Genomic DNA, 26,086 nt, shown 5'->3' on the forward strand with positions numbered 1-26,086 from the left:
GTAACCCTCTTTCATTTTGGTGCTGATAGATAAATTATAAGGGTTCTCCCCATGTAAAAAAAGCATTCCTTTTAAATTAAATCAAAAGTCTTTATAATATCGATGAGAATGGTAGGAGGTTTGTGGAATGATCTATCTTTATGTCGGCTTCGGTGGGTTTATTGGGGCATCCCTGAGGTACTTGATTGGTCTTTTATACGTAAATACGAGTGGATTTCCTTATTCCACCCTTTTTGTGAATCTGTCCGGCAGCTTTCTGCTGGCTTGGATGACCGCAGGACTGATCAACAAATATCAGCTGACGGCTGAGTGGAAAGCTTTTCTGGGCACCGGACTCATTGGATCTTATACGACGTTTTCCGCTTTGACAGCAGATGCGTTTTCGCTGTATCAGCATGGCAGTGAATGGGAGAGCCTTCTCTATATAAGTCTGAGCATCGGGGGCGGATTTTTATGCTCTTTCCTTGGATTCCACCTCGCAGGGAGGAAGACTGGATGACGATACTGTTAGTACTCCTGGCAGGGGCAGGTGGATTCATTGGAGCTGTCCTGCGCTATACCATAAGTAAATGGATCAACAAACGAACGTCCTCTTCCTTTCCTTGGGCCACTTTTGCTGTCAATATGACTGGTTCCTTTATGCTCGGTACAACAGCAGGCCTGCATCTTTCAGAAACATGGATAACTTTGGCCGGAACAGGGATCATGGGAGGTTTGACCACGTTCTCCACGTTTAAACTGGAAGCCCTCCACCTCCACAGGGGAAGGGAATGGAAAACACTTGCAGCTTATACCATTGTCAGCTATACCTTGGGCCTGTTCCTGTATATCATTGGGTATTCCTTCCCTTCCCTGCTGTTACACCTTTAACTGATGGGGCCCGCTTCTTTCCAGTACGACTCTATCTCATCCTGAAGGGGCCCTTTATAATCAGAAATTCCCACCAGCCGGACGACTTCCTTAACGAGGTGCTCTGTCTCCTGCAGCGCCTTTGCAGGAGATGCCTCAAAGATATAAGTCAACCTCTCAGACATCCGTTCGGGTTTAACGTCCATCTGCTCCAGGGTTTCTTTCATCCATTTAAAGGAAGGGTGTTTGACGTACATCTGGTTTAATCCGTGAAGAATACCGAAAAGATTGTGATGAACCCCGCACATGACAGAATAAAACATCAGCCAGTCCTCTCTTTCACACAACGCCTTACGACTGCGCCAAGGACTGCCAAAATCCAGATGGATTTTGATCATCTTTTCCGCTAAGGCTTCCGGATAAACATTCATCTCCTCCTTCAGTATCTCTCCTACATGATGGCCGTGTAATACGACCCCGTCCTGAACAGCTGCAAGAAGGCACTGCTTTTCATAACTCACATCCAGCTTTTCCTTTACATCATGGAACACCTCTGAAATCGTCCTCGTTAAAAAGCTGCTGATTTCAAACTTCACCCCGCTTTCATCGTGATACGTTTCAGACCACTCCCCCTCTTCATAAGGGTAAAACGTACGAAGAATTCCGTTCCCTCTTTTCACCGGACCCATGCGGTCGGAATCACTCGGCGGCTCTTTCCACAACACATGCAGTTCAATATCAGAATGATGATCACCCAGGTTCCTGGACACAGAACCGGCTAAAATGACAGCTTGCACGTTGTCATTTTCCTGATAGAAGGACGCCATGTATATCAAACAAATCCCTCCTCCTTTTTCCGTTTTCATTTTCCTTGCCCTGCAAGCAGACCTTCATACTCCGGCAGGGAATAAGGTCTGCAAAGAAAAACCCGCACGATGATCCCATGTTTCACCGTACGGGTGTTATTTTCAGATTCGATTTTACCAAGCTTTAGGTTTATAAAGCTTTATACCATATATTCATATCTTCGAGTCCACTGCCGATCATACTGTTTTGAATCATACATCCCCCGAACGTGAAGCCCTGCTGTCTTGCCACGATATTCATCCCCATGGAAGCTGCACGCGTATAGGAGAACATCGTCTGGACGCCGAGATGTTTCATTTTTTCTTCCAGGTGTGGGTACTGACAGGATAAAAGACCTTTTCCTCTATGAGAAGGAAGAGTTGCGCAGTCTGTAAATTCCGCTGCATTAAATTCAGGAAATAGATCAGCGGAACAGGAGCTCACCAGCTGATGCCCGTCATGAATAAGGGAAAAATAAACATCTTCTTTCATCAGCTGTTTAATATAGGAAGGGTCATGAATAGGGGTTGGGTATTTCGGAAAAACCTCCCGGTACAGCTCGGCCATTTCCTCTGCATCCTGCTCTTCTGCCCACCGGATATCATACCCTTCAGGCAGGGGCCTACCCCCGGTCTGCTCCTGAATGTTTAATTCCTTGAGGCGAGGAATCACATTGCCCGTGCCGGCTCTCCCTCTGTCAGGATTCAAATACCTGGCATAAATCAGCGCATCCTCCCCTTGGAAAAAACCTTGGATTTCACCTTCATATATAAAGGAATGCTCCTCTGCAATCGATGTTTCTTTTTGATCCGCCCGCACATAGAAAATGATTTTATCGCAGTCGTTATCCAGAGCCGTCTGAGAAAGGTCATCCAGTTCTTCCTCAGTGATCCAGTCTGGAAGCTTGTACACCTTGATCCGCTTATTGACAGGTTCCAAATGAACATCATCGTTTTCCAAAAGCGTTTGAACAGAAAGATCCACCTTAGACATCATCACTTTTTCTCCCCTTTATGAGTTTCAAGTCAGCTTCATTCACTTGTACTCTTTTATTTTACAGGGGCCTGGATAAAGAAGGAATATGTCTCGAGGGACTAATTATGACGACATTTGTAGAATTTCCGAGAGTGCATCGTCAATGGCAGGATATTCAAAGGAAAATCCCGCTTTGACCAGACGATCCGGAATGACCCAGCGGCTTTTCAACACCAATTCAGTTTCTGTGCGGATAAATGCAGAACCCAGCTCAAGCATCCACTTCGAAGCGGAAAGTCCAGAACTCCGCCCCATTTGCTCCCGCATGATTTCCATGAAATGTTCGTTACTGACCGGCCCGGGGGCTGAACAGTTAAAAGCACCGGTTAAATCAGACCGATCTTTCAGGAATAACACAATCCTGAACAAATCTTCCACGTGAATCCAGCTGAACATCTGCTTCCCACTCCCTTGGACACCACCGAGACCAAACTTGACTAAATTTTTATAAGGGCCCATCACACCTCCCTCTTTACCGAGGACGATCGCTGTCCGAAGCGCGACCCTGCGGACTCCAGGCAGGCTGTGGGCATAGAAGTGATCCTCCCAGGTCGATGCGACATTGACGGAAAACCCACTCCCTGTTTCCCCTGACTCCTCCGTCATCGGCCGGTCTTCCGCATGCCGGTAAATCGTAGCTGTACTCGAGTTCATCCACACTTCCGGCGGGTGGGAACACGCTTTAAGAGCTTTACTTAGAACATGCGTCGTCATGACGCGTGAGATCATAATTTCGTTTTGATTACGTGGATGATACCGGCAGTTCACAGATTTGCCTGCCAGGTTCACCAACAGATCGGCTCCCTCCAGAGCCTGAACAATCCCGTCAAAGTCTTCCCAGTGAATATACCCGGGCTGCCTGGAAATCGTACAGGTTTCAACCCCCATCTCTTCAAATCGCTGCTTAAAATACCTGCCGATAAATCCAGTTCCTCCCAATACCACTTTTTTCATATGTAAACCACCTTCCTGAAAAATAATGAGCGCGCAATGCTCCTTCCTGCGGCTTGTAAGCCATAGGTTTATTTTACCATGAAGGTTACGTTCTTTTCTTAAATTGGCGGGCATGAGATTTGGCAAAATCAATGATCCGCGCATACGTATCTTCGTCAAAATCTTTTTTGGTTGTATTAAAAAGGGCAGCACTATCCTCATCGATGATCTTTATCGCCCCTCCACGGACGTAAAGCGTGACGTAAAGAAAGGGCTCTTTCATGCCCAGTGCCTTTTTCAGTTCAGGTGCAAAATCAGCAGTGATCAAGAGTCTGTCCTCGACCTGCTTCAAGGACAGCTGGCTGAGGAACTGCAGGTTTTCGATTTCTTTCCATACCATGTTTACGCACTCCCTGTTTTTTCTTTTCCTTACCAATATCGTCTTCTTTTAAACATCACAACCACTCCTTCTGTTGAGCGGCCGCTGATAACATGTGGCGCCACCAGTATAACGCCGGGATGTTCATCTTGTTTGAAATTTATGTAAAAATTAAGAAAAGAGGGGGCGCCCCCCCTCTTTGGCTGTAGAAAAGGCCTGTGTTAACCAGTTAGAGGTGTCCATTTGTCATGGGAAGGGTCACATTCCGCTTATCGGTAAATGAATGCCGCGGGCACGCCCTACGCAGGATCCCATCCCATATTAAAGAGAACGGCATGGGCTGCGCTATGGCCGCTTGCGTGGAAAACAAAAAGGGAAAGAACAGGCACTGATAACGGCTGCCTGAAGGAATATGAAAAAAATTGTCCTCCATCCAGTAAGGGTGAGCGGGGGGGGGGGGAGGAGAATCTTGTTTGATTTTAAAGAACTCCCAGGGAGCGGTGCCCCTTCCACTCCTGCGGAAGAACGAGTGGGCCGAGATCGCCGAGCGGTTTTTTTGAGAGGAAGCTCGGGCGCTCGTCCGCGGAAAGGGAAGGGGCTTTCGCTCCTGGCGGTAAGAAAGAAAAAAGCTTATAAAGAAACAGGGGTTTCTTTATAAGCTGAGAGGGGGCGTCCCCCTCTCTTTTCCTACACTTTATGATTCTTTTCTGTAATGACCACTCCCCGCTTCGCCATTTCCGTGATATAAAAATCACCGGGAACAACTCTTTCGGGAGGATGGACCCCACGCTTTGTGATCCGGCCGCTTCCGATCATCTGGGCAGCAACGGATATCGTATTAGCGGTCGCTCTTGCCATCGCCGTTACATTGGCTTCCCTGTCTTTATACGTGATCATTTCATAGCAGCAGGATTGGTCTGCCCCATCCTTCTGTCCTTCTACAAGGACTCTTAAAAGTACAGCGTCATCCTTTTCTTTTAGTTCTAAAAGAGGATCGATGCTTTTCAGGAGAACTTTTCTCGTATTGATTTTCCTCCCGTCTACTTCCACTACGTTCCCTGCCCTTGTGAGGTTCAGGTCGACGAGCAGCTTCATCTTCGCTGCATGACCAGGGTAACGGATCGTTTTATATTCCAGCGTTTCAATATCCGGGTAGGATTGAAGCAGCGTCGATGTCCCTCCGGAAGTGTGAAAAGCCTCCAGAGGGCCGAAACGGTCAAAGTAGATCGGCTCTATTTCTGTCAGAGATTCCACTTCTTCCAGTTTCCCTTTTCTTATTATCGTAGAAGGATCGGAATAGTGGTCCAGCAGTCCTTCCATAGAAAAGACATGATTATACTCAAGCGGAGGCTCAGGGCGGACAGGAATCCCCCCGACGTACAGCTTTATCCCACTCAAGCTGTCCAGTTTTGATGCGCCATACCCTGAAAGGATATTGATCATCCCGGGGGCTACACCGAGGTCAGGGATGATGGTAACCCCTGCCTTTCGGGCGGATTCATCCAGTTCAAGCACACGGTCGGTAATGTGACCGATATGACCTCCTAGATCGACGGAGTGGACACCTGCCTTCACTGCTGTACGCGCAACAATTTCGTTAAACGAATAAAACAAGGCATTGATCACGACATCGTAGTCCTGCAAAAAGCTCTCCAGCTGCTGTTCATTGCCTGCATCAACCTGATAGGCCGAAAGCTTTGGAGAATGCAGCGTATTAACGACAGCCTCGGCTCTTCTCTGATCAATATCAGCCAGACCGACATGTGTTACACCAGGACTGTGAACAAGGTCTCTGGCCGCTTCCTTTCCCATGAGACCGGATCCTAAAACAGCCACCTTCATTGGATCACTCCTTCTGCCCGTTATGAACCTTCCTCAACATCAATCTGCGCCCGCTGCAGGCGGCCGCTGAAATCGACATAAACGGCCTTCCATTCTGTGAATACATCAAGAGCCGCTACTCCGGAATCTCTATGACCGTTGCCCGTGCCTTTTGTTCCGCCAAACGGAAGGTGGATCTCAGCACCTGTCGTTCCCGCGTTCACATAAACGATTCCTGTGTCGAGATCCCGTTGGGCGGCAAACACTCGGTTTACATCTTTAGTGAAAATCGAACTGGACAGGCCGAATTCCACTAGATTATTGATATGAACCGCTTCTTCAAAGCTTTTAACAGGAATAAGGGATACCACCGGCCCGAAAATTTCTTCACGGGCAATCCGCATGTCCGGGGTAACATCTGTGAAAATGGTCGGGGCGAAGTAACAGCCGTTTTTCAATGGGCCTTGGTCCATCACAGAACCTCCTGCAAGAAGCTTTGCCCCTTCTCGTTTCCCAATGTCTACGTACTGCTGAATTTTTTCGAGGCCGCCTCGATTGATAATCGGCCCCACCTTTATCGACTCATCAAGGCCGCTGCCTATTGTCAGCTTTGCCGTTTCCTTGAGCAGCCGCTCCTCCAGCTCTTTTTTAACGTTCTCGTGCACCATGACACGGCTGCAGGCGGTGCAGCGCTGTCCGCTTGTGCCGAACGCACTCCACAAAATCCCTTCGACCGCAAGGGATAAGTCAGCGTCATCCATGACGATCACACCATTTTTACCGCCCATTTCCAATGACACTTTCTTCAGGCGGCTTCCGCACTTTCCAGCAATGTGCCTGCCAACTTCGTTCGATCCGGTAAAGGATATAACACGGATGTCATCCTCTTCGATCATCGCTTCCCCTACGGTGGAACCGGATCCGAACACAACGTTCAGGACACCTTCAGGAAGGCCGGCTTCCTGAAGAATCCCTGCCAGTTCAAAGGCCATGAACGGGGTTTCGGTTGCAGGTTTCCAAACGACGGCATTTCCAGCCACAATGGCAGGAAAGGACTTCCACGTTGCTATGGCAATGGGAAAGTTCCAAGGGGTAATAATTCCGACGACACCTACTGGGGCACGGACGCTCATAGCAAACTTATCCTTCAGCTCGGAAGGAGTCGTCTGTCCAAACAGGCGCCGTCCTTCTCCAGCCATATAGAATGCCATGTCGATCCCTTCCTGCACCTCCCCACGCGCCTCTTCAATGACTTTACCGTTTTCCATCGTCAGCAGACGAGCCAGATACTCTTTTTTCTCCTTCATGATCAAGCCTGCTTTATAAAGGACCTCCGCCCGCTGCGGTGCAGGAACAAGCGCCCATTTCTTCTGGGCAGAAACGGCCGCCCTGGTCGCCGCCTTGACGTCCTCTCCGTTGGACAACGGAACGTCGGCTAGTATTTCTGAATCAGCCGGATTATACACCTTGGTCATTTTTTCTGTAGAAGGTGCCTTCCATTCACCATTGATAAAGTTCTTTAATTTTTTCACCTGGGTGATTTCCACGTGCTCACTCCTCTTGGTTACTGATTTGACCGGAGACTTGAAATGGTCCGGTTCAGGGAAATCTGCTCTGGATCACATTCAATTTCAATGACTACAGGGACGTTCGACTGTAGAGCTTTTTCCAAGGCTCCGTCGAATTCCTCCGCTGTTTGTACATAGAAACCTTCCGCTCCCATATGACGGGCTATTTTACTGAACCGGACCTCCCCAAGGTCTGTTCCGGCGACCTGATGCGGGTAATGCATTTCCTGATGCATGCGGATGGTTCCGTACATACGATTGTTAAAGACAAGACTGATTACAGGAATGTTGTATCTGACGGCGGTCTCCACTTCCTGCATGGTCATCATAAACCCTCCATCTCCGGAGAGAGAAACGACGATTTTTTCAGGAGATGCCAGCTTCACTCCAAGGGCTGCGGGAAGTCCGTAGCCCATAGCCCCGGAAGTCGGCCCCACATAGGAATGGGGATGACGAAATACAAAAAACGAATGAAGCCATCCCGCAAAATTACCAGCATCGTTGGTAATCACACTGTTTTCTTTAAGTCTGTTCTGCAAACAATCAATAACCCGGCCATTCAACATCTGCCTTCCAGCATTGGTCAGCGTGCGTTCATATTTCAACCGCCTTTGTTCCGCCCAAGAAACCCATCCGGCGGGAACATCCATGGATTCCAGCTTTTTCAATGTTTGTCGTGCGTCAGCGGCCACCCCAAGGAACGGCGGATGCACACGTCCAATCGTCTGTTCATCGATATCTATATGAATGACCTTATGGTCGGGAGTGAGAAGCTTATAGTCCTGTGTTGTAATTTCTGATAAACGGGTGCCGATCGCAACAATCGTATCCGCTTGACGGACCGTTTCCAGAATGTCCGCATCGGTCCCTAACCCGAGGTGACCGGCATATAAACGGTGGTCGTTTGGAAAGCTGTCATGTCTGCGGAAGGCCGTAACGACAGGAAGGCTGAAACGTTCCGCGAAAGAGACCAGCTCTTGTTCTGCGCCTGCACGCTTAATCCCGCCCCCGGCAATCACAACCGGACGGACAGCGGACTTCAAGGCAGTCTTTACGGCTTCTACTTCCTCTTCAGAAGGTGCAGGTGCAGGTATGGTAACCGCCGGACCGAATGTCATAAGGGCTTCTTTTTTCAAAACATCCTCAGGCAGCGAAACCACCACCGGCCCGGGCCGCCCTGTCTGTGCAATCCGGAAGGCACGCTGAATGATTTCTGCTGTCCGGGGCGGCTCTCTGATTTCAGCCACCCACTTCGCGATAGGTTTGAAAAAGGCTTCCAAATCCACTTCCTGAAACCCTTCACGCCCCTTGAAGCTGGAATGCACCTGTCCAAGAAGAACGACAAGAGGCGTGGAGTCCTGCGCAGCCGTATGGACACCAATGGCAAGGTTGGCCGCTCCAACTCCTCTAGTGGCCATGACGACACCTGGGCAGGATCCCGCTTTCCCATAGGCTTCCGCCATAAACGATGCACCACCTTCATGCCTGGCGGAAATCAACTGCATGGAACGTTCCCTTGATATGGCATCCAGCACCGGTAGAAAACTCTCACCCGGGACACAAAAGATGTGTCGGACACCTTCCATTTTTATACACTCCACAATGGCCCTGGCACTGGACATAACCGCTTGCTTCACACCATCACCCTCCCTTCATCGCCTTTTTCATCCTCAGCACAGCCTCATGCAGACGCTCGACGGGGTGGGTCAGACTGATGCGGATGTACCCTTCTCCCTGCTGCCCAAAGGCTGTCCCGGGTGTCAGAATGATTCCGGCTTCATCGAGCATTTTTTCAGCAAAGCTCTGGGATGTAAATCCTTCCGGGACGTGCGCCCAGACAAAAAACGTCCCTCTGGGTTTTACGGCGCGGACATTCATTTCCTCCAGCTCTGGAAGAATAATATTGAAGCGCATTTCGTACGTCCTGTTATTGGCTACGACAGAATCAAAACTGCTGTTTAAAGCAGCTGCTCCTGCTTTTTGAATGGCAGGAAACTGCCCTGTGTCCCTGTTGCTTTTGACAAGACCGAGGCCTTGAATAAGTTCTTCGTTTCCGGCGGCATATCCCAATCTCCACCCTGCCATATTGAAGCTTTTAGACAGAGAGCCGAATTCAATGCCAACATCCTTTCCTCCCTCAGCCTGAAGAAGACTTGGAGATTGATAGTCCCCGAAGGTCACAAGATCATAAGCGGCATCCTGCAGAAGGATCAGTTGATTTTTTTTCGCGAATCGGACAGCTTGTTCATACGTTTCCATGCCAACCGTTCCACCGGTCGGATTGTTGGGATAGTTCAGGATCATCAATTTTGCCCGGGTACAGTCCCGCTCCGAAATTTGATCAAATGCAGGTGCAAAATTTTCCTCTGGGTTGAGAGGATAAGGAATCGTCACCCCATAGGCCAAATGCACTGCTGATTGATACACCGGATAGCCGGGGTCCGGCGCCAGGACGCCGTCGCCAGGATTGAGCATCGACTGGATCAAATGGGCAATCCCTTCCTTTGAACCGATCAGGGCCAAAACCTCCCTGTCCACATCAAGGGATACATGAAAACGGCGGTGATAAAAATCCGTCACGGCCTGCTTGAATTCCATACATCCATGATAAGGGGGATACTTATGGTTTTCCGGCTTTCTGACTTCCTGAATAAGCTTGTCTATAATAAACGGCGGTGTAGAAAGATCCGGAGCTCCGATCCCCAGATCAATCACATCAATCCCCTGCGCCGTAAGAGCCATCTTCTTTTTATGAAAAAGAGAAAACAGATATGCAGGCAGACTCTGCACCTGTTTGGAAAGTGGAATCATTTACCCTACCTCCAGCCTGTCCTATATTCACATTCACCGTACTGTCTTATCCTATTAGCCGGATAAGGCAGGTATGATGATAGATTTTACCCATTCATAGGCTGCCCAGCTTCTGCATAGGATGAGATACAACCCGTAAAGGACAACGTTGAACCGTAATCCCCGCGTTTCCCAAGCCAGTCGGATTCATACCACGTATGGGTTCTTCTGGCTTTTTCTATGGAAGGAAGTGGTCGTATATGGAGACAGCCTTGAAAGGACGTCGGATCCTTGATTTGACCCGTGTGCTGGCAGGCCCCTACTGTTCCATGATCCTCGGTGACCTTGGCGCAGAAGTCATAAAAATAGAGGCCCCGGGCGGCAGTGATGAAACACGCTGCTGGGGTCCTCCCTTCAAAAATGGAGTCAGCTCCTATTTTTTGTGTACCAATCGGAACAAAAAAAGCTTAACGGTGAACCTCAAAAAGCCGGAAGGCATACAGATCATCGAAAAACTCGTCCAAACCTGCGATGTGGTCATTCATAACTTCAAGACAGGGACGATGGAAAAGCTCGGAATCGGATATGACCGTTTAAAAGAGATCCATCCAGGGATCGTCTTCTGTTCTATTACCGGATTCGGTGAAACCGGACCGTACCGGGACAGACCGGGATACGATTTTATCATTCAGGCCATGAGCGGCTTAATGAGCATTACCGGAGATGAAACATCCGGCCCGCAGAAACTGGGAGTAGCGATTACCGATATTCTGACCGGTCTTTACGCGTGTATCGGCATCCAGTCCGCTTTATTGGAACGCGAGGTTTCCGGAACAGGGCAGAAAATCGACCTTTCCCTTTTCGATTCAGCTGTAAGCGCCCTTGTGAATATCGGCAGCAATTATTTAATGACCGGTCATCTACCTGAGAGACTCGGCAGCCGTCATGCCAATATCGTCCCTTACCAATCGTTCTATACGAAGGATGGAGAAATTGTTATTGCTGTAGGAAATGACCGGCAGTTCATGCAATTGGCAGAAATGCTCGGTAAACCCGGGCTGGGATCGGATGAGAAGTTCAACTCCAATACAGGAAGAGTAAAAAACAGGAAGGAACTTTCAGCCATCCTGCAGAAGTTGTTTTTAAAGGAAAATACTTCCTTCTGGGAACAAGCCTGTCTGACTAGGAATATCCCTTTCGGCCCCATTCAAACGTTGGAGGACGTCTGGAACGATCCGCAATTGAAGGTCAGGGAAATGTTTATCCGCATGCATCACCCACAAGCGGGAACGACATCCATCATCGGAAGTCCGTTGAAACTTTCAAAAACTCCCGTAACCTACCGCACGGCTCCACCTGAACCAGGTGCCGACAGTGCAGGCCTTCTATCGGAACTCGGATATGCCCCAAACGAAATACAACGACTGAAAAACGGTGAGATCATATAAGGAGTGATGGTATGGATTTTTCGTTTACACAGGAACAGGACATGCTTCGTAAAACGGTCCGCAGCTTCGTCGATCAGGAAATTATGCCGAACATCAGACAATGGGATGCTTCCGGTCATTTTGACCACGGTGTCCTTCGACAGCTGGCAGACCTCGGACTGATGGGGGTGTGCATACCTGAAGATTATGGAGGAAGCGGGATGGATTATAACGCCCTGGCAATTGTCTGTGAGGAACTGGAGCGTGGCGATACCGCTTTCCGCACCGCGGTATCCGTGCATACAGGCCTGAACTGTATGACACTTCTGCAGTGGGCCTCCGAGGAACAGAAAAAGCGTTATCTCATCCCTCAGGCCAAAGGACAAAAAGTGGGTGCGTTTGGACTCACAGAGCCCGGTGCAGGATCTGATGTTGCCGCCATTCAGACGACAGCTGTCAAAGATGGGACCGAATACGTGTTGAACGGGCAGAAAACCTGGATCTCCCTCTGTGATGCTGCCGATCATTTTCTCGTCTTTGCCTACACAGATAAAAGTAAAAAGCACCACGGTATATCCGCCTTTATCGTCGAACGGACATTCCCTGGTTTTTCATCAAAAGCTCAAAAAGGAAAGCTCGGTATACGTGCGGGGAATACGGGAGAATTGTTTTTTGATGGTGTGCGCGTGCCGGAAGATAACCTGGTCGGGCAGGAAGGCGATGGGTTTAAAATAGCGATGTCCGCCCTTGATAATGGACGCTTTACCGTCGCAGCCGGAGCCTGCGGACAGATTATGGCCTGCCTGGAAGCAAGTGTGGATTACTGCCATGAGCGGAAAACGTTCGGAAGGGAAATCGGCAGGCATCAGCTCGTCCAACAGATGATCGCCCGAATGGAAGCCGGCCTGCAGATGAGCCGCCTGCTCGTCTATAAAGCAGGTGAGTTAAAAAACGAAGGAAAAAGAAACACAAGAGAAACATCTCTGGCCAAATGGCAGGCGTGCGATTTTGCCAACAAAGCCGCTGATGATGCTGTACAGATTCACGGTGCTTACGGATATTCTGATGAATACCCTGTTGAACGGTATCTGCGGAATTCCAAAGCTCCCGTCATATATGAAGGCACACGAGAGATCCATACCATCATGCAGGCCGAGTATGTTCTCGGATATCGGAAAGATAAACCATTAGACCGGACGATGCCGGCGTGGAAATCTTAAATCAATCAAAAAACAACAGCCTGCAGGTGCCCCCTGCAGGCTGTTATTCCTCACTCCTTCCACTCAAAGCTGCTCTCACTTTTCATTTCGATGCGAGGATGATTACGAAGCTTCCCAGCCAGTTGAAAAAGAGCTTCATCTTTTTGTTTCGCCTCAATCATACAGTCGATCTGGTCTGCTGTACCGGCGGTTTTCTCAATGAACGCCAGAAACATATCCGGATCAACATAATCAGCATGACTGTTGAAAGAATCCGGACTTTTCGGGCTGGAGATATGCATTTTCACAGGAAGCGGGGAATGGGTCCAAGTCCCTAGGACACGGTCCCAATTCTCTTCCCATTCTTTATGCTCATGGTTCGCCATATGATGATGAAGATCAAAAACGAGGGGGATTTGAAGTTTTTCACATACATAGAGACAATCGTCCAGCGTGTAGGAAGTATCATCATTTTCGATCATCACCATTTTCTGGATCCCCTTTGGAACGAGAGCCCAGTTCTCTATAAAACGCTCCAGAGACGATTCTTTGTCCTGGTACCGCCCTCCGAGGTGAAAGACGCATCGATGGGTCGGATCGATCCCCATATGATGCAGAAGGAGATAATGATACTTCAACACAGTGATAGACGATTGGAAAATCTCTTGATTACGGGCGTTCAGCACCACAAAATGATCAGGATGGAAATCCAGCCGCATCCCATTCTCCCGGGCGAAGTATCCAAGCATCTTCAAGTCCTGCTTAATCGGCCCAAGGTAATCCCACCCTCGTAAAGCCTCATGCGTGGCGAGGGGAACAAGACGGGAACTCAAGCGAAAAAACTGGATATCGTGTGCTTTGTTATGTTTCAAAAGTCTGAGGCAGTTCTGTAGATTGGCAGAAGCGGTTCGCTCCAGTTTCCTTTTTGCAGCCTCCTGATCTTTCATCTGGGCAAATCGTTTATAAGTTACGGTCTGAGAAGGAGAAGCATTGTGCAGATGAACACTCATAGCCACATAGCCGAGTCGGAATAATGTCATAACCATCACCAAGATTCTTTTTCTATATCATCTGTCATGAAATTCCCGCTTATGCATGGTCCATTCGTTTTAACAGCACCCAGCTCATACTGAGAAAAAGAGGATAAAAAACAAGGGCAAGGGCAATCGGCATTACCCAGGTGAACATACTTACACTCACGGGCACGGCTGTTAAAAGGAACCACTTCACCGTCAGCGTAACGAGGACGACACTGGGAAGAAGCACAGCTAAATATCCTGTTGTTACATCCGTTCTCTTCGTGAAATAGCATCCAAGACCTGTACATACAAGAGCACTTCCTACGAGGAACAATCCAAACAAGGTCATTATCATGGAAATACTCAATGGAAACGCCTCCTTATTATAACTCCTTCTAGATGAATGGTGGCATCCCCTGCCATTTTCCTCATTTTTCCACTGGATGTTTTCCAAATGTTTCACTATCCCTCAATCCGGATATACACGTAATGTACACACGAAGAATTACAAAAAAAGGAAAGGGAGTTTTCAGTAATGGCGGATCGTTTTAAAACGGGTGAAAAAGCGCCGGAGAATGGCACTTACAAATTCGCAGGACTTGTTGATGGCGGTAAGGAAGACAGTGTAACAGAAGACGAAAAGCATGTTGAACTGAACAGCGGCGACTCTTTCCCACCTATCAGTTCCCAAAACCAGGCAGCCTATTGGGAAAAAGCGTAACGATACACAACGGAGAATCTACAAGAGGAGGAATTTAAAGTGAAAGACCCAAAAGAGCAGGCAGCACAGATGAATGAAGAGAAAAAAGATGAAATCATGAGCAACTTCCAAACGTTTAAGGACTACCTCGGTGATAAAGTCCATAAAGGCGAAAAACTGGGCCTTGGTGAAGAAGGTCTTACAAAGGGCGCCAAACGCGTAGCGGATTATTTAGCTGAATATGAAGAACCAAGAAACAGAGAAGAGAAGGTTCTCAATGAACTGTGGAATGCGGCAGACAAAAATGAGCGGGAGCACATTGCACACGCTCTTGTAAAAATGGCCGACCAAACCAATTAAAAACAGACCCCCCGCGGCTGATCCAGCCGACGGGGGTTTTTTAACGTGGGAGAAGAGGGTGGAACAACGCCCCTGCTGCTTTACGGATCGCTGCCTCCTCTTCTTTTTTATAGCTGATGATAAAACAGGTGGAAGGGCCGGCGGATTTCTTTATATCCAATGAACAATGTTCAGGAAAAGCTGCTGCTAAATCATTCGCCTTCAACATTTCCTGCAGCTCGTAAAGAATTCCTTTGGAGCCGACAGGCAGCATTTCAAAAACGGACGGATGATCAGCGAGCTCTTTAAATAACGACAACGGCGCCATCCGGTCCTCCTTCTCCATCACTTCCTGCCCGACCAGCGGCTCACCGATGACAGCAAAAGCTGCCCATTCCGGTGTACACCCTGTCTTTACATTTGACGGGCTTACTTTCCCTATGACAGTAAGGCTGAGCGCAGACTGCTGCAGGGGGAAATTGGATTCGGTGCTCCCAGTCACGGAAACAGAAAGACCGAGACCTTCAGCCAATTCGTTGATCCGATCCACGCACGGCTGCCACACATCTTCTCCTGAAAAGTTGTGCAGCAGGATGGATAATAGCTCAGCTCCTACTGCGTAATTTTCCATAAAGGCCACCCTGAACATAGATTCCGCCACAAGTGGATAAGGAGCTTGAATGTAATCGGCATCCTTTTCGCCGATATTCGCCGCGTTATCAGAACTGATTACTAGATCGAACTGTTTATCAAAAGGAATAAACGTACTATCCCGCACTGACTTTCTCCTCCTTCGCCCCCATAAGTACCGGTTTTATTTTCTGTAATACAAAGCAGAACAAGATGACATTGATGCAAGCGCCTGCTGTGAGAGCCGGGACAAGGGTCCAGTAAAACACAGAGCTCATCATCCATAAAAATGGGAGTGGTAAAACAAGGCTGTTGAAGGTGATGAAAAACAAATATCCCGTCCATCTGCTCTTATTGTAAATAAAGGGAAACAGCAAAAGAAGCAGGGCCATTTCCACCGAAATAAACAGATGAAAAGGACCGAGTGGAAAACCGCCGGTGAATGCGGAAAGAAGATGGCCGAGACCACCGGTCACCGCTCCACTGACCGGTCCAAGAAAAATAGAGGCAAGAAGCGCCGGCACAGCATCAAGCGCGATACTTCCAATGCCGACGGGGATTTTCAACAAGCCGCCTACAGCGGCCATGGAAGTGAACATCGCGGTCCACACGAATTTCTTCACGTATCTTTAGACTTTCGCGGACGGCCTTTGAACACTTCCGCACTGCGGATATACTCTACATCCTTCTCCCCACTGACGAAATTGATGTACCGGCTGACCGCAAAAAAGTAGTCGGATAACCGGTTCAAGTATCGCAGGCACACGTCATGAATGTCCTCGACTTTCGCAAGGGAAACGACGTTTCTTTCCGCTCTCCTCGTAACTGTCCGTGCGATATGCAGCGTGCCGGCAGCCGGTGCCCCTCCAGGCAGGATAAACCGTTTGAGCTCTGGCGTTTCTGCAATATACTCATCCATCCGGTCTTCGAGCCAGTTCACACTTTTCTCTTCCAATTTATAGGGATGATCCGCTTTTTTATTGGCCAGATCACCTCCACAGTCAAACAATTCATGCTGGATCCGTTCCAGTTCCTGATCCACCTGCTGAAGTGAATCGATCGACAAATCCAATTCTGTTCTTGCTTTTCCGACAAAGCTGTTGGCTTCATCAACCGTACCATAGGCTTCTACACGGATATCATCCTTGTCCACCCGTCCTCCGATAACACTCGTCTGGCCTTTATCACCAGATTTTGTATAAAGTCTCATTTGATAACCTCCTGTTTATTTCAATTGTTCTGCAATGCCGAACCACACCACATAAGCATGGGCTGCCTCTTCCATGATCCTTTGATATAAGAAACCTGTCCGGTCGCGCCACTCTCTGTCCGACTTTTCCAATGGAACAATCCCTCTGGTAATATCCGTACCTATCAGAAGCAGACGGCGCTGAGGGGCCTCGTTCTCCCATGACAACAAAGGTTCCAGCCAGGACCAACCTTCTTCCGTCTCCCTGGCCATAAATTCAATGTTTTCAAGAACGAGCTGATCTGTGTCCGGGATGTGCACCTCCTGGGATTTCAAGTCCATCCACGTGTGCTCCTCATGATGGTTCAGCCACATATCCCGGGCCCATTTTCCTTTTCCGTTATAGGATCCACCTGTAACAAATTCCATGATATCCCCCCTTCCCCTTTTTGCTGAAGCTTAATTTTGAGACCTTCTCCAGGGTGGACTGGATAGGTCCAAAGAGGTGTTCCTGTCACCCAGCTGACCATTTCCCTTAATGGACCTCCGTGGGTAACGACCACAGCGGATTGGACCTGCTGTTTCTCGACCACTCTTAGCAGATACAGCAAAAACCGATTTACTCTCTGTTGGAAATGCGGATATGATTCCCCTCTCGGTGGTGTAAACCGGTCCGGCCGGGACACCCACGCCCTATAGAGGTCATTATCCCTTAAATCCTCATACGTGCAGGTTTCCCAGTCACCGAAATGGATTTCCCTGAGAGAAGAACTTCTTCCGTATCGACAGCCGGGGAACAACAGCTCCGTCGTTTCCACGCAGCGAAGCAGATCACTGCTGAAAACCAATCCCATATCAGGGAGCTGATCCTTGAACATTTGAACGCTTGTTTTCCCTTCTTCAAGAAGCGGAACATCACTCCAGCCGATATATTGTCTCTGCTTGTTTCCTTCGGTTAATCCATGACGGATAAAATAGAGATCCACCATACGATCCATAACAGTGTTTCCCCTCCTTCCACCGTTGCACCTAATACATCGCCCGTCATTCCCCCGAACGAACGGATAGATCGATTCCGGAAAAGCCAATACATCAAAAAAGCTGCTGAAAACGAGAGGACGGCCGGAATCCAGAACAGATGATATCCAGCAATGAATATGGCCACCCAGATAAGGTTCTGCAAAAGACTGATGATCCATAGTTTTTTTTCATAAGCTGACTGAAAAAGCACACACAGCCCCTCCTGCTTGGCAGGAGGTGTCCAGGCAAAATGATAAAGAAGGATACTTCTGCTGATCCATGGAAGGACAAGGAGGCCGAAAGCAAATGCAGCAAAGGATACATGCAGGGTTTCCATTAAAAACAGGAAGCGGACGGAAAGGAGAAGGAGAACGGAGAGGACGCCGAAAGCCCCCGTGCGTGGATCACTCATGATCTCCAACCGTTTATCGATGGATTGGTAGGAGAAGAAAGCATCTCCTGTATCCATCCACCCATCCAGATGAATGCCTCCAGTGAACACACCGCTGATAATCAAAGCTGCGAGCGCGATCCCTTCATTAGACATAGGCGTATACACATCCAGCAGAAAGGAAACCCCCAATGCGCATCCTCCGGCGGCAAGCCCGACCCAGGGCAGACTCACCATGGCTCCCCTCAACTGCCTTCCCTCCATCGGCAGCTCACGACGGACAGGTAAAATGGAGAAGAATTGAAAGGCCAGAAGAAATCCTTGAATCCATGCCTTCATGGTACAAGCTCCTCCCCATTTAATAAGCGCAGGAGCGCATCGGTATCCACTTCTGCAGCTAATTCATCCGCTGCTTTGTCATAAGGGTCTTCTTCCTGATCTGCTTCAGGAAGGACCGGAAGATTCTTTTCTTTACGGAGCCTGTTCAACCAGTCTGTTCGAAAGCCATCATTATGGAACACATGATGCAGATGGGTGCCTATTACTCTGCCATCATTCCAGACTGCACCTTCATCACGGCTGTTAAATGTGAACAAAGCTGGAACTTCGTCTTCAGCGGTGACTTCTCCGAGGTGAATTTCATACCCTTCAATAGACTGGGGTCCGAAACCACTGGAAGCGTGCACTTCTCCCCGGACCTGCCTCGTCTGCTTGTCGGTATTAAACACCGACCTCATTGGCAGGATGGACAGTCCTTCATGGGAACCGTGTTGGTCTGTCAGCTGGCGGGTAAGCATTTGATAGCCTCCGCATATCCCTGCCGCTGTCCCTCCCCGGTGTATATAAGAGGTCAAAGCTTCGGCCAGACCTTTGTTTTGCACCGCTTTCAGGTCTTCGATCGTACTTCTTGTCCCCGGAAGAAGGACAGCATCTGGACATCCGAATTCTTCCTTACTGTACACATAGCGGATACTGACATCCTTTTCCCTATAGAACGGATCGACATCTGTAAAATTGGAAACGTAGGGAAAAACGATGACGGCAAGATCCAGAGACTTGGTACCTGTGGACGCCTTAGGGGGACGTAATGATAAGGAATCCTCCGCTTCAATATGATGTTCGACATGCGGAAGAACCCCGAGGATAGGGAGCCCCGTATAGGTTTCGAGCCACTTCCGCCCACCTTCGAACAAGGCAGGATCCCCACGGAATTTATTGATGAGGATCCCTTTGACCCTATCCCTGTGATGCGGGGGAAGCAGTTCCAGCGTACCGACGATGGATGCAAAAACCCCGCCCCTGTCGATATCCGCTGTCAGCAGGACCGGAACGTCAGCAAGGTCGGCGACAGCCATATTCACAAGCTCCCGGTCATTTAAATTCACTTCAACAGGACTTCCGGCTCCTTCAATAACGATATAGTCAAAAGAGTTATTCAGTTTGTCAAGGCTCTGCTTGATAGCTTGAAGCCCTTCTTCATAAAAGGCAGCCCGGTAATTACTCCCTGAGAATGTCTTCATAGACTTTCCAAGACAGATGACTTCCGCATCCTGATCGTTTCTCGGTTTTAAAAGGATTGGATTCATTTCCGGAAGGGCCGGTGTCCTGCACGCCTCTGCCTGGACTCCCTGGGCCCTGCCGATCTCTGTTCCCCAATTGGTTACATAGGAATTATTCGACATGTTCTGCGACTTAAACGGCGCCACTCGATATCCCTGATTGGAGAGCCACCGGCAGATTGCGGTTACAATGAAACTCTTTCCTACATTGGAAGCTGTTCCTTGTATCATTAGTCCCTTCATAGCTGTTGCCCCTTTTTAAGCCGGGCGTGGCCGAACTGCATATGATAGACAAGCTCGGCCATATCAACCAGTTTTACATGGAGGGTTCCCAGCAGTTGTAAATATTCTTCAATCACAGGCGGATGATCGGAAGCATCCGAAAATAGATCATTGGAAACAACGATCAGATGACCTGCCCGTTCATTTAAATGAATGATTTCACCCAGGATCGCGGCCACAAGGTCATCCACACAGGTATCCCCGTCCATCTTCACCCATTCATTCGTCGCCCAGGTCGTTAAACAGTCCAGGATGACAACGCTGCCATCGGGAAAAGAAGCTTCCGATGGTTGGACTGGATACTCATGAAGAACCCATGTAGATAACGAATTTTCCCTGGCCTTTTGATGATGATCAATCCGGTGCTGCATTTCTTCATCTGTGTTAACCCCTGCAGCAATATAATGAAGGGTTTCTTCTCCTGTACCCTCAGCTTTCCTCTCCGCCATGCTGCTTTTGCCACTCCTGACACCGCCTATCACTACTGTAAGCATACACTTCTCCATTTTTCCAGAGCTTTGAGAAGCAGGTCATTATCCGCCCGCTGTTTCACGGCCACACGGACAAAGGCTCCGTTCAACCCCTTGAAGTTATTCGAATGCCGGACAGTCACGCCTTCCTGCAGGAGAAAACAGATCATGTCATCGGCCTGGCTGTGGAAAGGGTCTCTCATGAGAAAGAAGTTCGTTTCCGTGGATAAAGGAGTGTAGCCCAGCCTCTTCAATTGTAAAAAGAGGAAAGCTTTCTCCCTGGAAAGATCAGCAGCTGTCTGCCGGGCGAATCCTTGCTGATTCAAACAATACATGCCCGCTTCCTCAGCAAGTGCGTTGACACTCCACTCCGGCTGCAGGCGCTTCAGTGCTTCAACCACCTTTGCCTCTCCCATTACATAACCGAGGCGGAGTCCGGGTATGCTGTACATTTTTGTGAGGGAGCGAAGAAGAAGAACATTCGGAAATTCAAACAAGTCAGGTGAGAAGAAAGGCTCTCCTGAAACAAAATCATAAAAAGCCTCATCAATCACGACCTGAACGTCGTTGAATTCACAGAGTTTTAACAACCCATACAATACATCAGGCTGATAGGTTCTACCTGTCGGATTGTTGGGATGACAAAGTATGAATAGATCCAGGCTCGGGAGGTGTGGAAGAATATCTGGAATAAAGAGATGAAAGTTCCTCTCTTCCGATACATAAAAGTTGACGATGTCACAACCATACGCTTCACACGCTTTTTCGTATTCGGAAAAGGTTGGTTGAATAATCCCCACCCGCCTGCCCTGCCAAAATCGGGCAATCATATGAATAAGTTCAGAAGCTCCGTTGCCGACGAGTACCTTTTCTTCCGGCAGATCCTGCATCAAAGCAATTCGTTCTGTAAGCCGCTTTTGCTCAGGATCGGGGTATTCATGGATCAAATCCAGATGGTGTGCCATATGATCCTTCAACCCGGCCGGAGACCCGTATGGATTTGTATTCACGCTGAAATCCGTAATCGTTTCTTTCGGTATTTTCCCCTGCATTTGATAAAGTTTATAAGGATTTGCACCATGAGACGGCCAGTTCAAACCCAATCCCCCCTAACCAGAGCAGGACAATCCATGCTGCCACCGTCCGTGTTAACAGTACATTGACCTGCTTGATATGTATGTCTGTCAATTCATGATGAGGAAAACCAATATACGGGCGGAATGACTTTTCCCCGAAATACGTATTTTCTCCACCTAAACGTACGCCAAGCGATAAAGCGGCGGCGGCTTCCCCCCAGCCACTGTTCGGACTTGGATGATGCGAGGCCTGAGAAGACAGGTGATGGAACCTCCACCGCTTTTCACGGGCTGTTCCATTGGAAACGATGAGCGTCACGCAAGCCGTCAGCCGGCTTGGGATGTAGTTAAATAAATCATCCATTTTCGCTGATACATACCCGAAGGCTTTGTATCGCTCTGTTTTGTAGCCGACCATTGAATCACACGTATTCACCGCCCGATACAACACAGCGAGTGGTGCCCCACCGATCAAAGCGTAAAATAGGGGTGCCGTAACACCGTCACTTACATTTTCCGCCACCGTTTCGACCGTACCACGGACAAGCTCCCTCTCTTCAAGATGGCCCGTATCCCGGCCGACAATCCACCCAAGCTCCCGACGTGCAGTCTCCCAATCCCCTTCCCTCAAAGGAAGATAGACGTTAAGAGCGGCTTCTTTCAGCCCTTTTCCTGCAATCGTCGTCCATATGAGAAGCCCTTCTACAATGACGGACGCGGAATGGCTCCATAAAGCGGCAGCGGCTGCCATCCCCCATGCAGTCAGAAAAGCGGAACCTGTAACGACAATCCAAAGAAGCGCTCCTCTCCAAACCTGATACCGGCCCTTGTTCCAGGACTTCTCCAAAACCGCAATAACCTTTCCCATCCCTGTAACAGGATGAGGCATCTTTGTGGGATCTCCAAAAAAGAAATCCAGAAGGCATCCTAATGTGAGGGCAAGCAGATGGGAAATCAAAACCCAACTTCTTTTCGATTGAGGTATCGGGCAGCCGCTTCCTTCGTCGCTTTGTATACAGCTGGACCGACCGCCCTGCCTAATGAAGAAATCGTTCCTCCATATTCCAGCATCGCTCCCTGCTGTGTGCCTGCGATTAAAACACTATCTGTAGAGGTGCCTGTTGCCGCCGTACCCGTTACAGGATCGTTAATAGCCATATCCATCAGAGCCCTCACCTTAGCCTCTGTTGCGGTCATCAGGCTTTGAGCATAGGCCTGTTCAGATAAATGTCCGTCTATGAACACCCAGGTATTGATCGTCCCAGGCACAGTTTCTTGTAGGTGACTGCTGCCGTGGACGACATCCACAGCGTTCCCAGTTCCTGCTGTGACGACGACGAGCAGCGTAAAATCTTCATTTTCAACAAACTCGGTCGAAAGATCCTCGACGTCCGCCGCTGTCATCATGCCCACAGTCCTGTGGATCTGACAGCCCCATCGCTCCGCTTCTGTCCTCAAATAGCCCGCTGGATCATCACACCGAAAAGAATGGTCTACCTGGACATTGATAAATTCTTCAAACCAGCCGAAGCCGGGATGAAGAACAGCCGACGAATAACACTTCAAAGGTTGACGACTTTTGTAATAGACCCGCTCCTTTGAAACGTCCAACTGATCTGGTGACAGGATGGATTTCGGTTTATCTTCGTTAAAAGAGGGGACGACATTTGTAAACGGCTTCGAAAAGGAGGGGTGAGCATGGACATGGATATCCGATCGGTAGACGGCTGACAGGTGCTGTTCATTCAGCACCACTTCCGGTTCTTGCAGCGCCTTCACCCTTCCTTGATCCAACAGCAGGAGACGGTCGCAGTACAGGCTTGCCAAATTCAAGTCATGAAAGATCGCGACGACCGTCAGTCCGTTTTTCAAGGACCACTGTTTTAATGCGTCAAGCATCTGCTTCTGATAACTGAAATCCAGGTGGTTCGTCGGTTCATCCAATAGAAGAATGCGAGGTTTTTGAGCCAGCGCCTGGGCCAGGAAAACACGCTGACGCTCCCCTCCACTAAGGGATAACAGCGACTGATGCCTGAACTGTGTCACCCCGGTTTGTTCCATCACTTCTTCTGCAATCTGATAATCCTCTCTTGTCCACTGTTTGAAAAGTCCTTTTTGATAAGGGTAGCGGCCTATCAACACAGTCTGCTCCACTGTTGTGGAAAAGGACACATCATGATGCTGGGGAAGGACTGCCATTTCCTTCGCTGTTTCTTTCGCTGTCATACGGCTGATCGGACGGCCCTGAATGGCAACGTCCCCCCTGACTCCCGGCAGCGTCCCGTTTATCGCTTTAAGTAACGTCGTCTTTCCACTGCCGTTCGGACCGAGGATACCAAACATTTCACCCTTAAGTATAGAAAAGGACAGATCATGAAGAATGTCATGGTCGTAACCGGCATAGAGATGTTGCACGTCAATCATGAACTTCTACCTCCTTTTCTTCTTCGGATTAGTATGGCAGCAAACATCGGTGCCCCGATCAGAGCGGTGACCACACCTATAGGAAGCTCGGATGGGGTGACGATTGTTCTGGCCAGTAAATCAGCGAGAATTAGAAATGCACTTCCATTCAAGACACACAGTGGTATTAGATGCCGGTGATCACTACCAAACAACTTCCTGCATATGTGAGGGATAACCAGTCCGACAAATCCGATGGTCCCGGATACGGCAACAGCCGCACCAGTCAAGATAGAGGCCGCAGACAGGACCACGTATTTTTGACTCTCCACATGAACCCCGAGCTGCCTGGCCCGCTCCTCACCAAAGGTCATCGCATTCAGTTCCTGTCCTGTAAATATGAGCAATAGGACTCCACCAACAAAGAAAGGAAGCATCAAATGGACATAATCCCAGCCACGGTTACCGACACTACCAAGCAGCCAGTTGATGATCTGCCGCAGCTCCTCTCCTGTCAAAGAAATCATAAGGGAGATGAATGATCCGAGGAATGAGCTGAAGATAATCCCAGTTAAGATGATCGTCGTCATGGACATCGATCGGTCTACAAGCCTGGCAAAACCTACGACGATAAAAATCGTGCAGATCGCTGCCGTAATACTTACGACTGGAAGCGTAAAAGAACCGGCAAAAGGAAGACTTATGCCCAGGAACAAAACCGCAACCGCTCCCACCGACGCCCCTGAAGACACGCCGAGTGTATAGGGATCCGCGAGCGGGTTTTTAAGCAGACCTTGAAAAGCGGCCCCTGATACAGCCAGTGCGCCGCCTACCAATCCTGCAAGAACGACCCTCGGCAGCCGGATCTGCAGAATAATTGCCTGCAGAGTAGGATCTGTCCCTTCAGACACAGGCAAAAATGGAAGCAGCTGCCCGCCGATGATGCGGGCAATAGCTTCGAAGGAAATCGGGACACTGCCAAGGGAAGCCCCGAGAAAAATGCTGAACACTAAAAACAAGACACTGCCAATATAATGTGTCGTCTTATTCGCTAAAAACGTCTGGATAAACGGCTTCTGCAAGTTCCTGAACCCCTTCAACTAAACGTGGACCCGGACGTGTGACAAGATCGGAATGAACATCATAGACTTGTTCTTCCTCTACAGCAGGTACGGTGTCCCAGCCATCCCGGCTTAACACACTGCCTTGAGGATCTTCTGTGTAATAGCCATACGTCGTAATGATGACGTCCGGCTGCAGTTCAACAATTGCTTCATTGTTCATTTTGAACCAGCCTTCCTGATCCCCGACAACGTTTTCCGCCTGAATAGCAGCCAGCATTTCATTCAAAAATGTGCCTTGTCCACCTGTGTAGATTTCAGGTTCCGGTGACACTTCCACAAATACATCTTTTTTGTCTTCCTCAGCAATCGCAGCCGCCTTTTCTTCAACCGCTTTCAAGTCTTCCTGCATACCAGAGACGATCTCTGAAGCTTTTTCGCTTGTTCCGGTAATATCTCCAATCGTGGCAATCGTTTCATAGACCGTATCGAACGAAGAAGCATCCTTAACGACATAAACGGAAATCCCTGCATCACGAATCTGCTGAAGGGCTTCTTGGGAAGTATGCGCTCCGGAAGCATGAGCAAGGACTACATCCGGCTCAAGTGAAAGGATTTTCTCTACATTCAAATCCTGTCCTCCGATCTTTTCTTTTTCGGCAGCTTCTTCCGGGTAATTGGCGAAATCACTAACCCCGACCACTTCCTCGTTCAAGCCAAGTGCAAACAGGATTTCCCCATTGCTTGGAATTGTACTGATAATATTATCCGGTTCTTCTTCGATGGTTACTTCATTATCCATAGCATCCGTTAAGGTCAATGGATAAGAACCCTCTTCTCCGGACGTTTCATTTTCTTCTGTCGTTTGGTCGGACTGGTCCTCGGAAGACTCTGCACTCTCATTCCCACCTGAAGCACATCCTGCCAGTAGACCGATGACAAATAACACAGCCAGCAGCTTTCTCCATAAATGTTCCATCTTTATTCCTCCCCTTATTCCTTGGAACACAAAAAAACACATCCCCGGAAAAGATGTGCACCATTAGAAAACACCGCAGACGGGTCCCTTCTAATCTTTCGACACACCCTCCTATCCGCGT

29 protein-coding genes are annotated in these 26,086 nt (G+C 48.9%); 6 read left to right on the forward strand and 23 right to left on the reverse strand.

Annotated elements, in window-relative coordinates:
• Positions 1-127: 127 nt before the first annotated feature.
• Both ACXAJH_RS04030 and ACXAJH_RS04035 read left to right on the forward strand, forming a co-directional pair.
• Positions 128-499 carry a fluoride efflux transporter FluC gene (locus tag ACXAJH_RS04030; protein WP_474992147.1) on the forward strand — a complete coding sequence of 124 codons (372 nt, stop codon included), beginning with the start codon at positions 128-130 and terminating at the stop codon, positions 497-499.
• On the forward strand, positions 496-870 hold the full coding sequence (locus ACXAJH_RS04035; RefSeq protein ID WP_474968792.1) for a fluoride efflux transporter FluC: 375 nt from the start codon (positions 496-498) through the stop codon (positions 868-870). Before ACXAJH_RS04030 ends, ACXAJH_RS04035 begins: the two co-directional genes overlap by 4 nt.
• Here the strand turns inward: ACXAJH_RS04035 and ACXAJH_RS04040 are convergent.
• From ACXAJH_RS04040 to ACXAJH_RS04075, 8 genes are all read right to left on the reverse strand, one after another.
• Positions 867-1,676 carry a DUF4037 domain-containing protein gene (locus ACXAJH_RS04040; protein WP_474993464.1) on the reverse strand — a complete coding sequence of 270 codons (810 nt, stop codon included), beginning with the start codon at positions 1,674-1,676 and terminating at the stop codon, positions 867-869. The genes ACXAJH_RS04035 and ACXAJH_RS04040 overlap by 4 nt on opposite strands.
• Before the next feature lie 169 nt (positions 1,677-1,845).
• On the reverse strand, positions 1,846-2,691 hold the full coding sequence (gene ablB, locus ACXAJH_RS04045; protein WP_474968793.1) for a putative beta-lysine N-acetyltransferase: 846 nt from the start codon (positions 2,689-2,691) through the stop codon (positions 1,846-1,848).
• Positions 2,692-2,793: 102 nt separating this feature from the next.
• Positions 2,794-3,684 (reverse strand): TIGR01777 family oxidoreductase, encoded by an 891-nt coding sequence (locus ACXAJH_RS04050; protein ID WP_474993133.1) that lies wholly within the window; start codon positions 3,682-3,684, stop codon positions 2,794-2,796.
• Between the two features lie 85 nt (positions 3,685-3,769).
• On the reverse strand, positions 3,770-4,063 hold the full coding sequence (locus ACXAJH_RS04055) for a hypothetical protein (protein WP_474993134.1): 294 nt from the start codon (positions 4,061-4,063) through the stop codon (positions 3,770-3,772).
• A 666-nt stretch (positions 4,064-4,729) separates the two neighbouring features.
• Positions 4,730-5,884, reverse strand: a complete 1,155-nt coding sequence (locus ACXAJH_RS04060; protein WP_474968796.1) for a saccharopine dehydrogenase family protein — start codon at positions 5,882-5,884, stop codon at positions 4,730-4,732.
• Between the two features lie 20 nt (positions 5,885-5,904).
• Positions 5,905-7,410, reverse strand: coding sequence for an aldehyde dehydrogenase family protein (locus ACXAJH_RS04065; RefSeq protein WP_474993135.1), 1,506 nt, complete (start codon positions 7,408-7,410; stop codon positions 5,905-5,907).
• A 17-nt stretch (positions 7,411-7,427) separates the two neighbouring features.
• Positions 7,428-9,053: a thiamine pyrophosphate-dependent enzyme gene (locus tag ACXAJH_RS04070; protein WP_474993466.1), complete on the reverse strand. Its 1,626-nt coding sequence runs from the start codon at positions 9,051-9,053 to the stop codon at positions 7,428-7,430.
• A gap of 19 nt (positions 9,054-9,072) precedes the next feature.
• Positions 9,073-10,242, reverse strand: coding sequence for an aminotransferase class I/II-fold pyridoxal phosphate-dependent enzyme (locus ACXAJH_RS04075; RefSeq protein ID WP_474968798.1), 1,170 nt, complete (start codon positions 10,240-10,242; stop codon positions 9,073-9,075).
• Positions 10,243-10,481: 239 nt separating this feature from the next.
• Between ACXAJH_RS04075 and ACXAJH_RS04080 the strand changes: the two genes are divergently transcribed.
• Both ACXAJH_RS04080 and ACXAJH_RS04085 read left to right on the forward strand, forming a co-directional pair.
• A complete protein-coding gene (locus ACXAJH_RS04080) occupies positions 10,482-11,669 on the forward strand; it encodes a CaiB/BaiF CoA transferase family protein (RefSeq protein WP_474968799.1) in 1,188 nt (395 codons plus the stop codon).
• An 11-nt stretch (positions 11,670-11,680) separates the two neighbouring features.
• Complete coding sequence (locus ACXAJH_RS04085) at positions 11,681-12,868, forward strand: acyl-CoA dehydrogenase family protein (RefSeq protein ID WP_474968800.1); 1,188 nt, start codon at positions 11,681-11,683, stop codon at positions 12,866-12,868.
• Positions 12,869-12,918: 50 nt separating this feature from the next.
• Here the strand turns inward: ACXAJH_RS04085 and uvsE are convergent, their stop codons facing one another.
• Together uvsE and ACXAJH_RS04095 are read right to left on the reverse strand one after the other, a co-directional pair.
• Positions 12,919-13,887 carry a UV DNA damage repair endonuclease UvsE gene (gene uvsE, locus ACXAJH_RS04090; protein ID WP_474993137.1) on the reverse strand — a complete coding sequence of 323 codons (969 nt, stop codon included), beginning with the start codon at positions 13,885-13,887 and terminating at the stop codon, positions 12,919-12,921.
• A 49-nt stretch (positions 13,888-13,936) separates the two neighbouring features.
• Positions 13,937-14,233 carry a hypothetical protein gene (locus ACXAJH_RS04095; protein WP_474971334.1) on the reverse strand — a complete coding sequence of 99 codons (297 nt, stop codon included), beginning with the start codon at positions 14,231-14,233 and terminating at the stop codon, positions 13,937-13,939.
• Between the two features lie 168 nt (positions 14,234-14,401).
• On the opposite strand from ACXAJH_RS04095, the gene ACXAJH_RS04100 reads away from it, so the two are divergent.
• Both ACXAJH_RS04100 and ACXAJH_RS04105 read left to right on the forward strand, forming a co-directional pair.
• On the forward strand, positions 14,402-14,587 hold the full coding sequence (locus ACXAJH_RS04100; protein WP_474968803.1) for a YjzC family protein: 186 nt from the start codon (positions 14,402-14,404) through the stop codon (positions 14,585-14,587).
• Between the two features lie 69 nt (positions 14,588-14,656).
• The gene (locus ACXAJH_RS04105; protein WP_474970405.1) at positions 14,657-14,926 is read left to right on the forward strand and encodes a DUF3243 family protein; all 270 of its coding nucleotides are present in this window, start codon (positions 14,657-14,659) and stop codon (positions 14,924-14,926) included.
• 40 nt (positions 14,927-14,966) lie between these two features.
• Here ACXAJH_RS04105 and ACXAJH_RS04110 read toward each other — a convergent pair whose 3' ends face one another.
• The 13 genes from ACXAJH_RS04110 to ACXAJH_RS04170 are packed head-to-tail and all read right to left on the reverse strand — an operon-like array spanning position 14,967 to position 25,965.
• The gene (locus ACXAJH_RS04110; RefSeq protein ID WP_474993139.1) at positions 14,967-15,683 is read right to left on the reverse strand and encodes an ATPase; all 717 of its coding nucleotides are present in this window, start codon (positions 15,681-15,683) and stop codon (positions 14,967-14,969) included.
• Complete coding sequence (locus ACXAJH_RS04115; protein ID WP_474993141.1) at positions 15,673-16,158, reverse strand: ECF transporter S component; 486 nt, start codon at positions 16,156-16,158, stop codon at positions 15,673-15,675. The genes ACXAJH_RS04110 and ACXAJH_RS04115 overlap by 11 nt, the downstream gene beginning before the upstream one ends.
• On the reverse strand, positions 16,155-16,745 hold the full coding sequence (locus ACXAJH_RS04120) for a cob(I)yrinic acid a,c-diamide adenosyltransferase (RefSeq protein WP_474968806.1): 591 nt from the start codon (positions 16,743-16,745) through the stop codon (positions 16,155-16,157). The genes ACXAJH_RS04115 and ACXAJH_RS04120 overlap by 4 nt, the downstream gene beginning before the upstream one ends.
• A 15-nt stretch (positions 16,746-16,760) precedes the next feature.
• Positions 16,761-17,153, reverse strand: coding sequence for a bifunctional adenosylcobinamide kinase/adenosylcobinamide-phosphate guanylyltransferase (locus ACXAJH_RS04125; protein WP_474968807.1), 393 nt, complete (start codon positions 17,151-17,153; stop codon positions 16,761-16,763).
• Positions 17,090-17,722, reverse strand: coding sequence for a histidine phosphatase family protein (locus ACXAJH_RS04130; RefSeq protein WP_474968808.1), 633 nt, complete (start codon positions 17,720-17,722; stop codon positions 17,090-17,092). Before ACXAJH_RS04130 ends, ACXAJH_RS04125 begins: the two co-directional genes overlap by 64 nt.
• On the reverse strand, positions 17,680-18,474 hold the full coding sequence (locus tag ACXAJH_RS04135; protein ID WP_474968809.1) for an adenosylcobinamide-GDP ribazoletransferase: 795 nt from the start codon (positions 18,472-18,474) through the stop codon (positions 17,680-17,682). The genes ACXAJH_RS04130 and ACXAJH_RS04135 overlap by 43 nt, the downstream gene beginning before the upstream one ends.
• On the reverse strand, positions 18,471-19,937 hold the full coding sequence (locus tag ACXAJH_RS04140) for a cobyric acid synthase (RefSeq protein ID WP_474993143.1): 1,467 nt from the start codon (positions 19,935-19,937) through the stop codon (positions 18,471-18,473). Before ACXAJH_RS04140 ends, ACXAJH_RS04135 begins: the two co-directional genes overlap by 4 nt.
• Positions 19,934-20,470, reverse strand: a complete 537-nt coding sequence (locus ACXAJH_RS04145) for a bifunctional adenosylcobinamide kinase/adenosylcobinamide-phosphate guanylyltransferase (protein ID WP_474968811.1) — start codon at positions 20,468-20,470, stop codon at positions 19,934-19,936. The genes ACXAJH_RS04140 and ACXAJH_RS04145 overlap by 4 nt, the downstream gene beginning before the upstream one ends.
• The gene (gene cobD / locus ACXAJH_RS04150; RefSeq protein ID WP_474993144.1) at positions 20,458-21,543 is read right to left on the reverse strand and encodes a threonine-phosphate decarboxylase CobD; all 1,086 of its coding nucleotides are present in this window, start codon (positions 21,541-21,543) and stop codon (positions 20,458-20,460) included. Before cobD ends, ACXAJH_RS04145 begins: the two co-directional genes overlap by 13 nt.
• On the reverse strand, positions 21,509-22,477 hold the full coding sequence (gene cbiB / locus ACXAJH_RS04155) for an adenosylcobinamide-phosphate synthase CbiB (protein ID WP_474970406.1): 969 nt from the start codon (positions 22,475-22,477) through the stop codon (positions 21,509-21,511). The genes cobD and cbiB overlap by 35 nt, the downstream gene beginning before the upstream one ends.
• A complete protein-coding gene (locus ACXAJH_RS04160; RefSeq protein WP_474993145.1) occupies positions 22,477-23,946 on the reverse strand; it encodes an adenosylcobinamide amidohydrolase in 1,470 nt (489 codons plus the stop codon). The genes cbiB and ACXAJH_RS04160 overlap by 1 nt, the downstream gene beginning before the upstream one ends.
• On the reverse strand, positions 23,943-25,007 hold the full coding sequence (locus tag ACXAJH_RS04165) for a FecCD family ABC transporter permease (protein ID WP_474993147.1): 1,065 nt from the start codon (positions 25,005-25,007) through the stop codon (positions 23,943-23,945). The genes ACXAJH_RS04160 and ACXAJH_RS04165 overlap by 4 nt, the downstream gene beginning before the upstream one ends.
• Complete coding sequence (locus ACXAJH_RS04170) at positions 24,970-25,965, reverse strand: ABC transporter substrate-binding protein (RefSeq protein WP_474993148.1); 996 nt, start codon at positions 25,963-25,965, stop codon at positions 24,970-24,972. The genes ACXAJH_RS04165 and ACXAJH_RS04170 overlap by 38 nt, the downstream gene beginning before the upstream one ends.
• Positions 25,966-26,086 lie beyond the last annotated feature (121 nt).

This window comes from Halobacillus sp. ABD4_316, assembly GCF_056161385.1.

What these genes read in the sequence shown, in the direction of transcription:
- ACXAJH_RS04140 (WP_474993143.1), bottom strand. Translation starts at nt 19,937, where the DNA reads ATGAAGGGACTAATGATACAAGGAACAGCTTCCAATGTAGGAAAGAGT.
- ACXAJH_RS04075 (WP_474968798.1), bottom strand. Translation starts at nt 10,242, where the DNA reads ATGATTCCACTTTCCAAACAGGTGCAGAGTCTGCCTGCATATCTGTTT.
- ACXAJH_RS04035 (WP_474968792.1), top strand. Translation starts at nt 496, where the DNA reads ATGACGATACTGTTAGTACTCCTGGCAGGGGCAGGTGGATTCATTGGA.
- ACXAJH_RS04040 (WP_474993464.1), bottom strand. Translation starts at nt 1,676, where the DNA reads ATGGCGTCCTTCTATCAGGAAAATGACAACGTGCAAGCTGTCATTTTA.
- ablB (WP_474968793.1), bottom strand. Translation starts at nt 2,691, where the DNA reads ATGATGTCTAAGGTGGATCTTTCTGTTCAAACGCTTTTGGAAAACGAT.
- ACXAJH_RS04135 (WP_474968809.1), bottom strand. Translation starts at nt 18,474, where the DNA reads ATGAAGGCATGGATTCAAGGATTTCTTCTGGCCTTTCAATTCTTCTCC.
- ACXAJH_RS04070 (WP_474993466.1), bottom strand. Translation starts at nt 9,053, where the DNA reads ATGTCCAGTGCCAGGGCCATTGTGGAGTGTATAAAAATGGAAGGTGTC.
- uvsE (WP_474993137.1), bottom strand. Translation starts at nt 13,887, where the DNA reads ATGACATTATTCCGACTCGGCTATGTGGCTATGAGTGTTCATCTGCAC.
- ACXAJH_RS04055 (WP_474993134.1), bottom strand. Translation starts at nt 4,063, where the DNA reads ATGGTATGGAAAGAAATCGAAAACCTGCAGTTCCTCAGCCAGCTGTCC.
- ACXAJH_RS04060 (WP_474968796.1), bottom strand. Translation starts at nt 5,884, where the DNA reads ATGAAGGTGGCTGTTTTAGGATCCGGTCTCATGGGAAAGGAAGCGGCC.
- ACXAJH_RS04105 (WP_474970405.1), top strand. Translation starts at nt 14,657, where the DNA reads ATGAATGAAGAGAAAAAAGATGAAATCATGAGCAACTTCCAAACGTTT.
- ACXAJH_RS04030 (WP_474992147.1), top strand. Translation starts at nt 128, where the DNA reads ATGATCTATCTTTATGTCGGCTTCGGTGGGTTTATTGGGGCATCCCTG.
- ACXAJH_RS04125 (WP_474968807.1), bottom strand. Translation starts at nt 17,153, where the DNA reads ATGGAATTTGTTACAGGTGGATCCTATAACGGAAAAGGAAAATGGGCC.
- ACXAJH_RS04130 (WP_474968808.1), bottom strand. Translation starts at nt 17,722, where the DNA reads ATGGATCGTATGGTGGATCTCTATTTTATCCGTCATGGATTAACCGAA.
- ACXAJH_RS04085 (WP_474968800.1), top strand. Translation starts at nt 11,681, where the DNA reads ATGGATTTTTCGTTTACACAGGAACAGGACATGCTTCGTAAAACGGTC.
- ACXAJH_RS04145 (WP_474968811.1), bottom strand. Translation starts at nt 20,470, where the DNA reads ATGCTTACAGTAGTGATAGGCGGTGTCAGGAGTGGCAAAAGCAGCATG.
- ACXAJH_RS04100 (WP_474968803.1), top strand. Translation starts at nt 14,402, where the DNA reads ATGGCGGATCGTTTTAAAACGGGTGAAAAAGCGCCGGAGAATGGCACT.
- ACXAJH_RS04050 (WP_474993133.1), bottom strand. Translation starts at nt 3,684, where the DNA reads ATGAAAAAAGTGGTATTGGGAGGAACTGGATTTATCGGCAGGTATTTT.
- ACXAJH_RS04080 (WP_474968799.1), top strand. Translation starts at nt 10,482, where the DNA reads ATGGAGACAGCCTTGAAAGGACGTCGGATCCTTGATTTGACCCGTGTG.
- ACXAJH_RS04120 (WP_474968806.1), bottom strand. Translation starts at nt 16,745, where the DNA reads ATGAGACTTTATACAAAATCTGGTGATAAAGGCCAGACGAGTGTTATC.
- ACXAJH_RS04160 (WP_474993145.1), bottom strand. Translation starts at nt 23,946, where the DNA reads ATGATTGACGTGCAACATCTCTATGCCGGTTACGACCATGACATTCTT.
- ACXAJH_RS04170 (WP_474993148.1), bottom strand. Translation starts at nt 25,965, where the DNA reads ATGGAACATTTATGGAGAAAGCTGCTGGCTGTGTTATTTGTCATCGGT.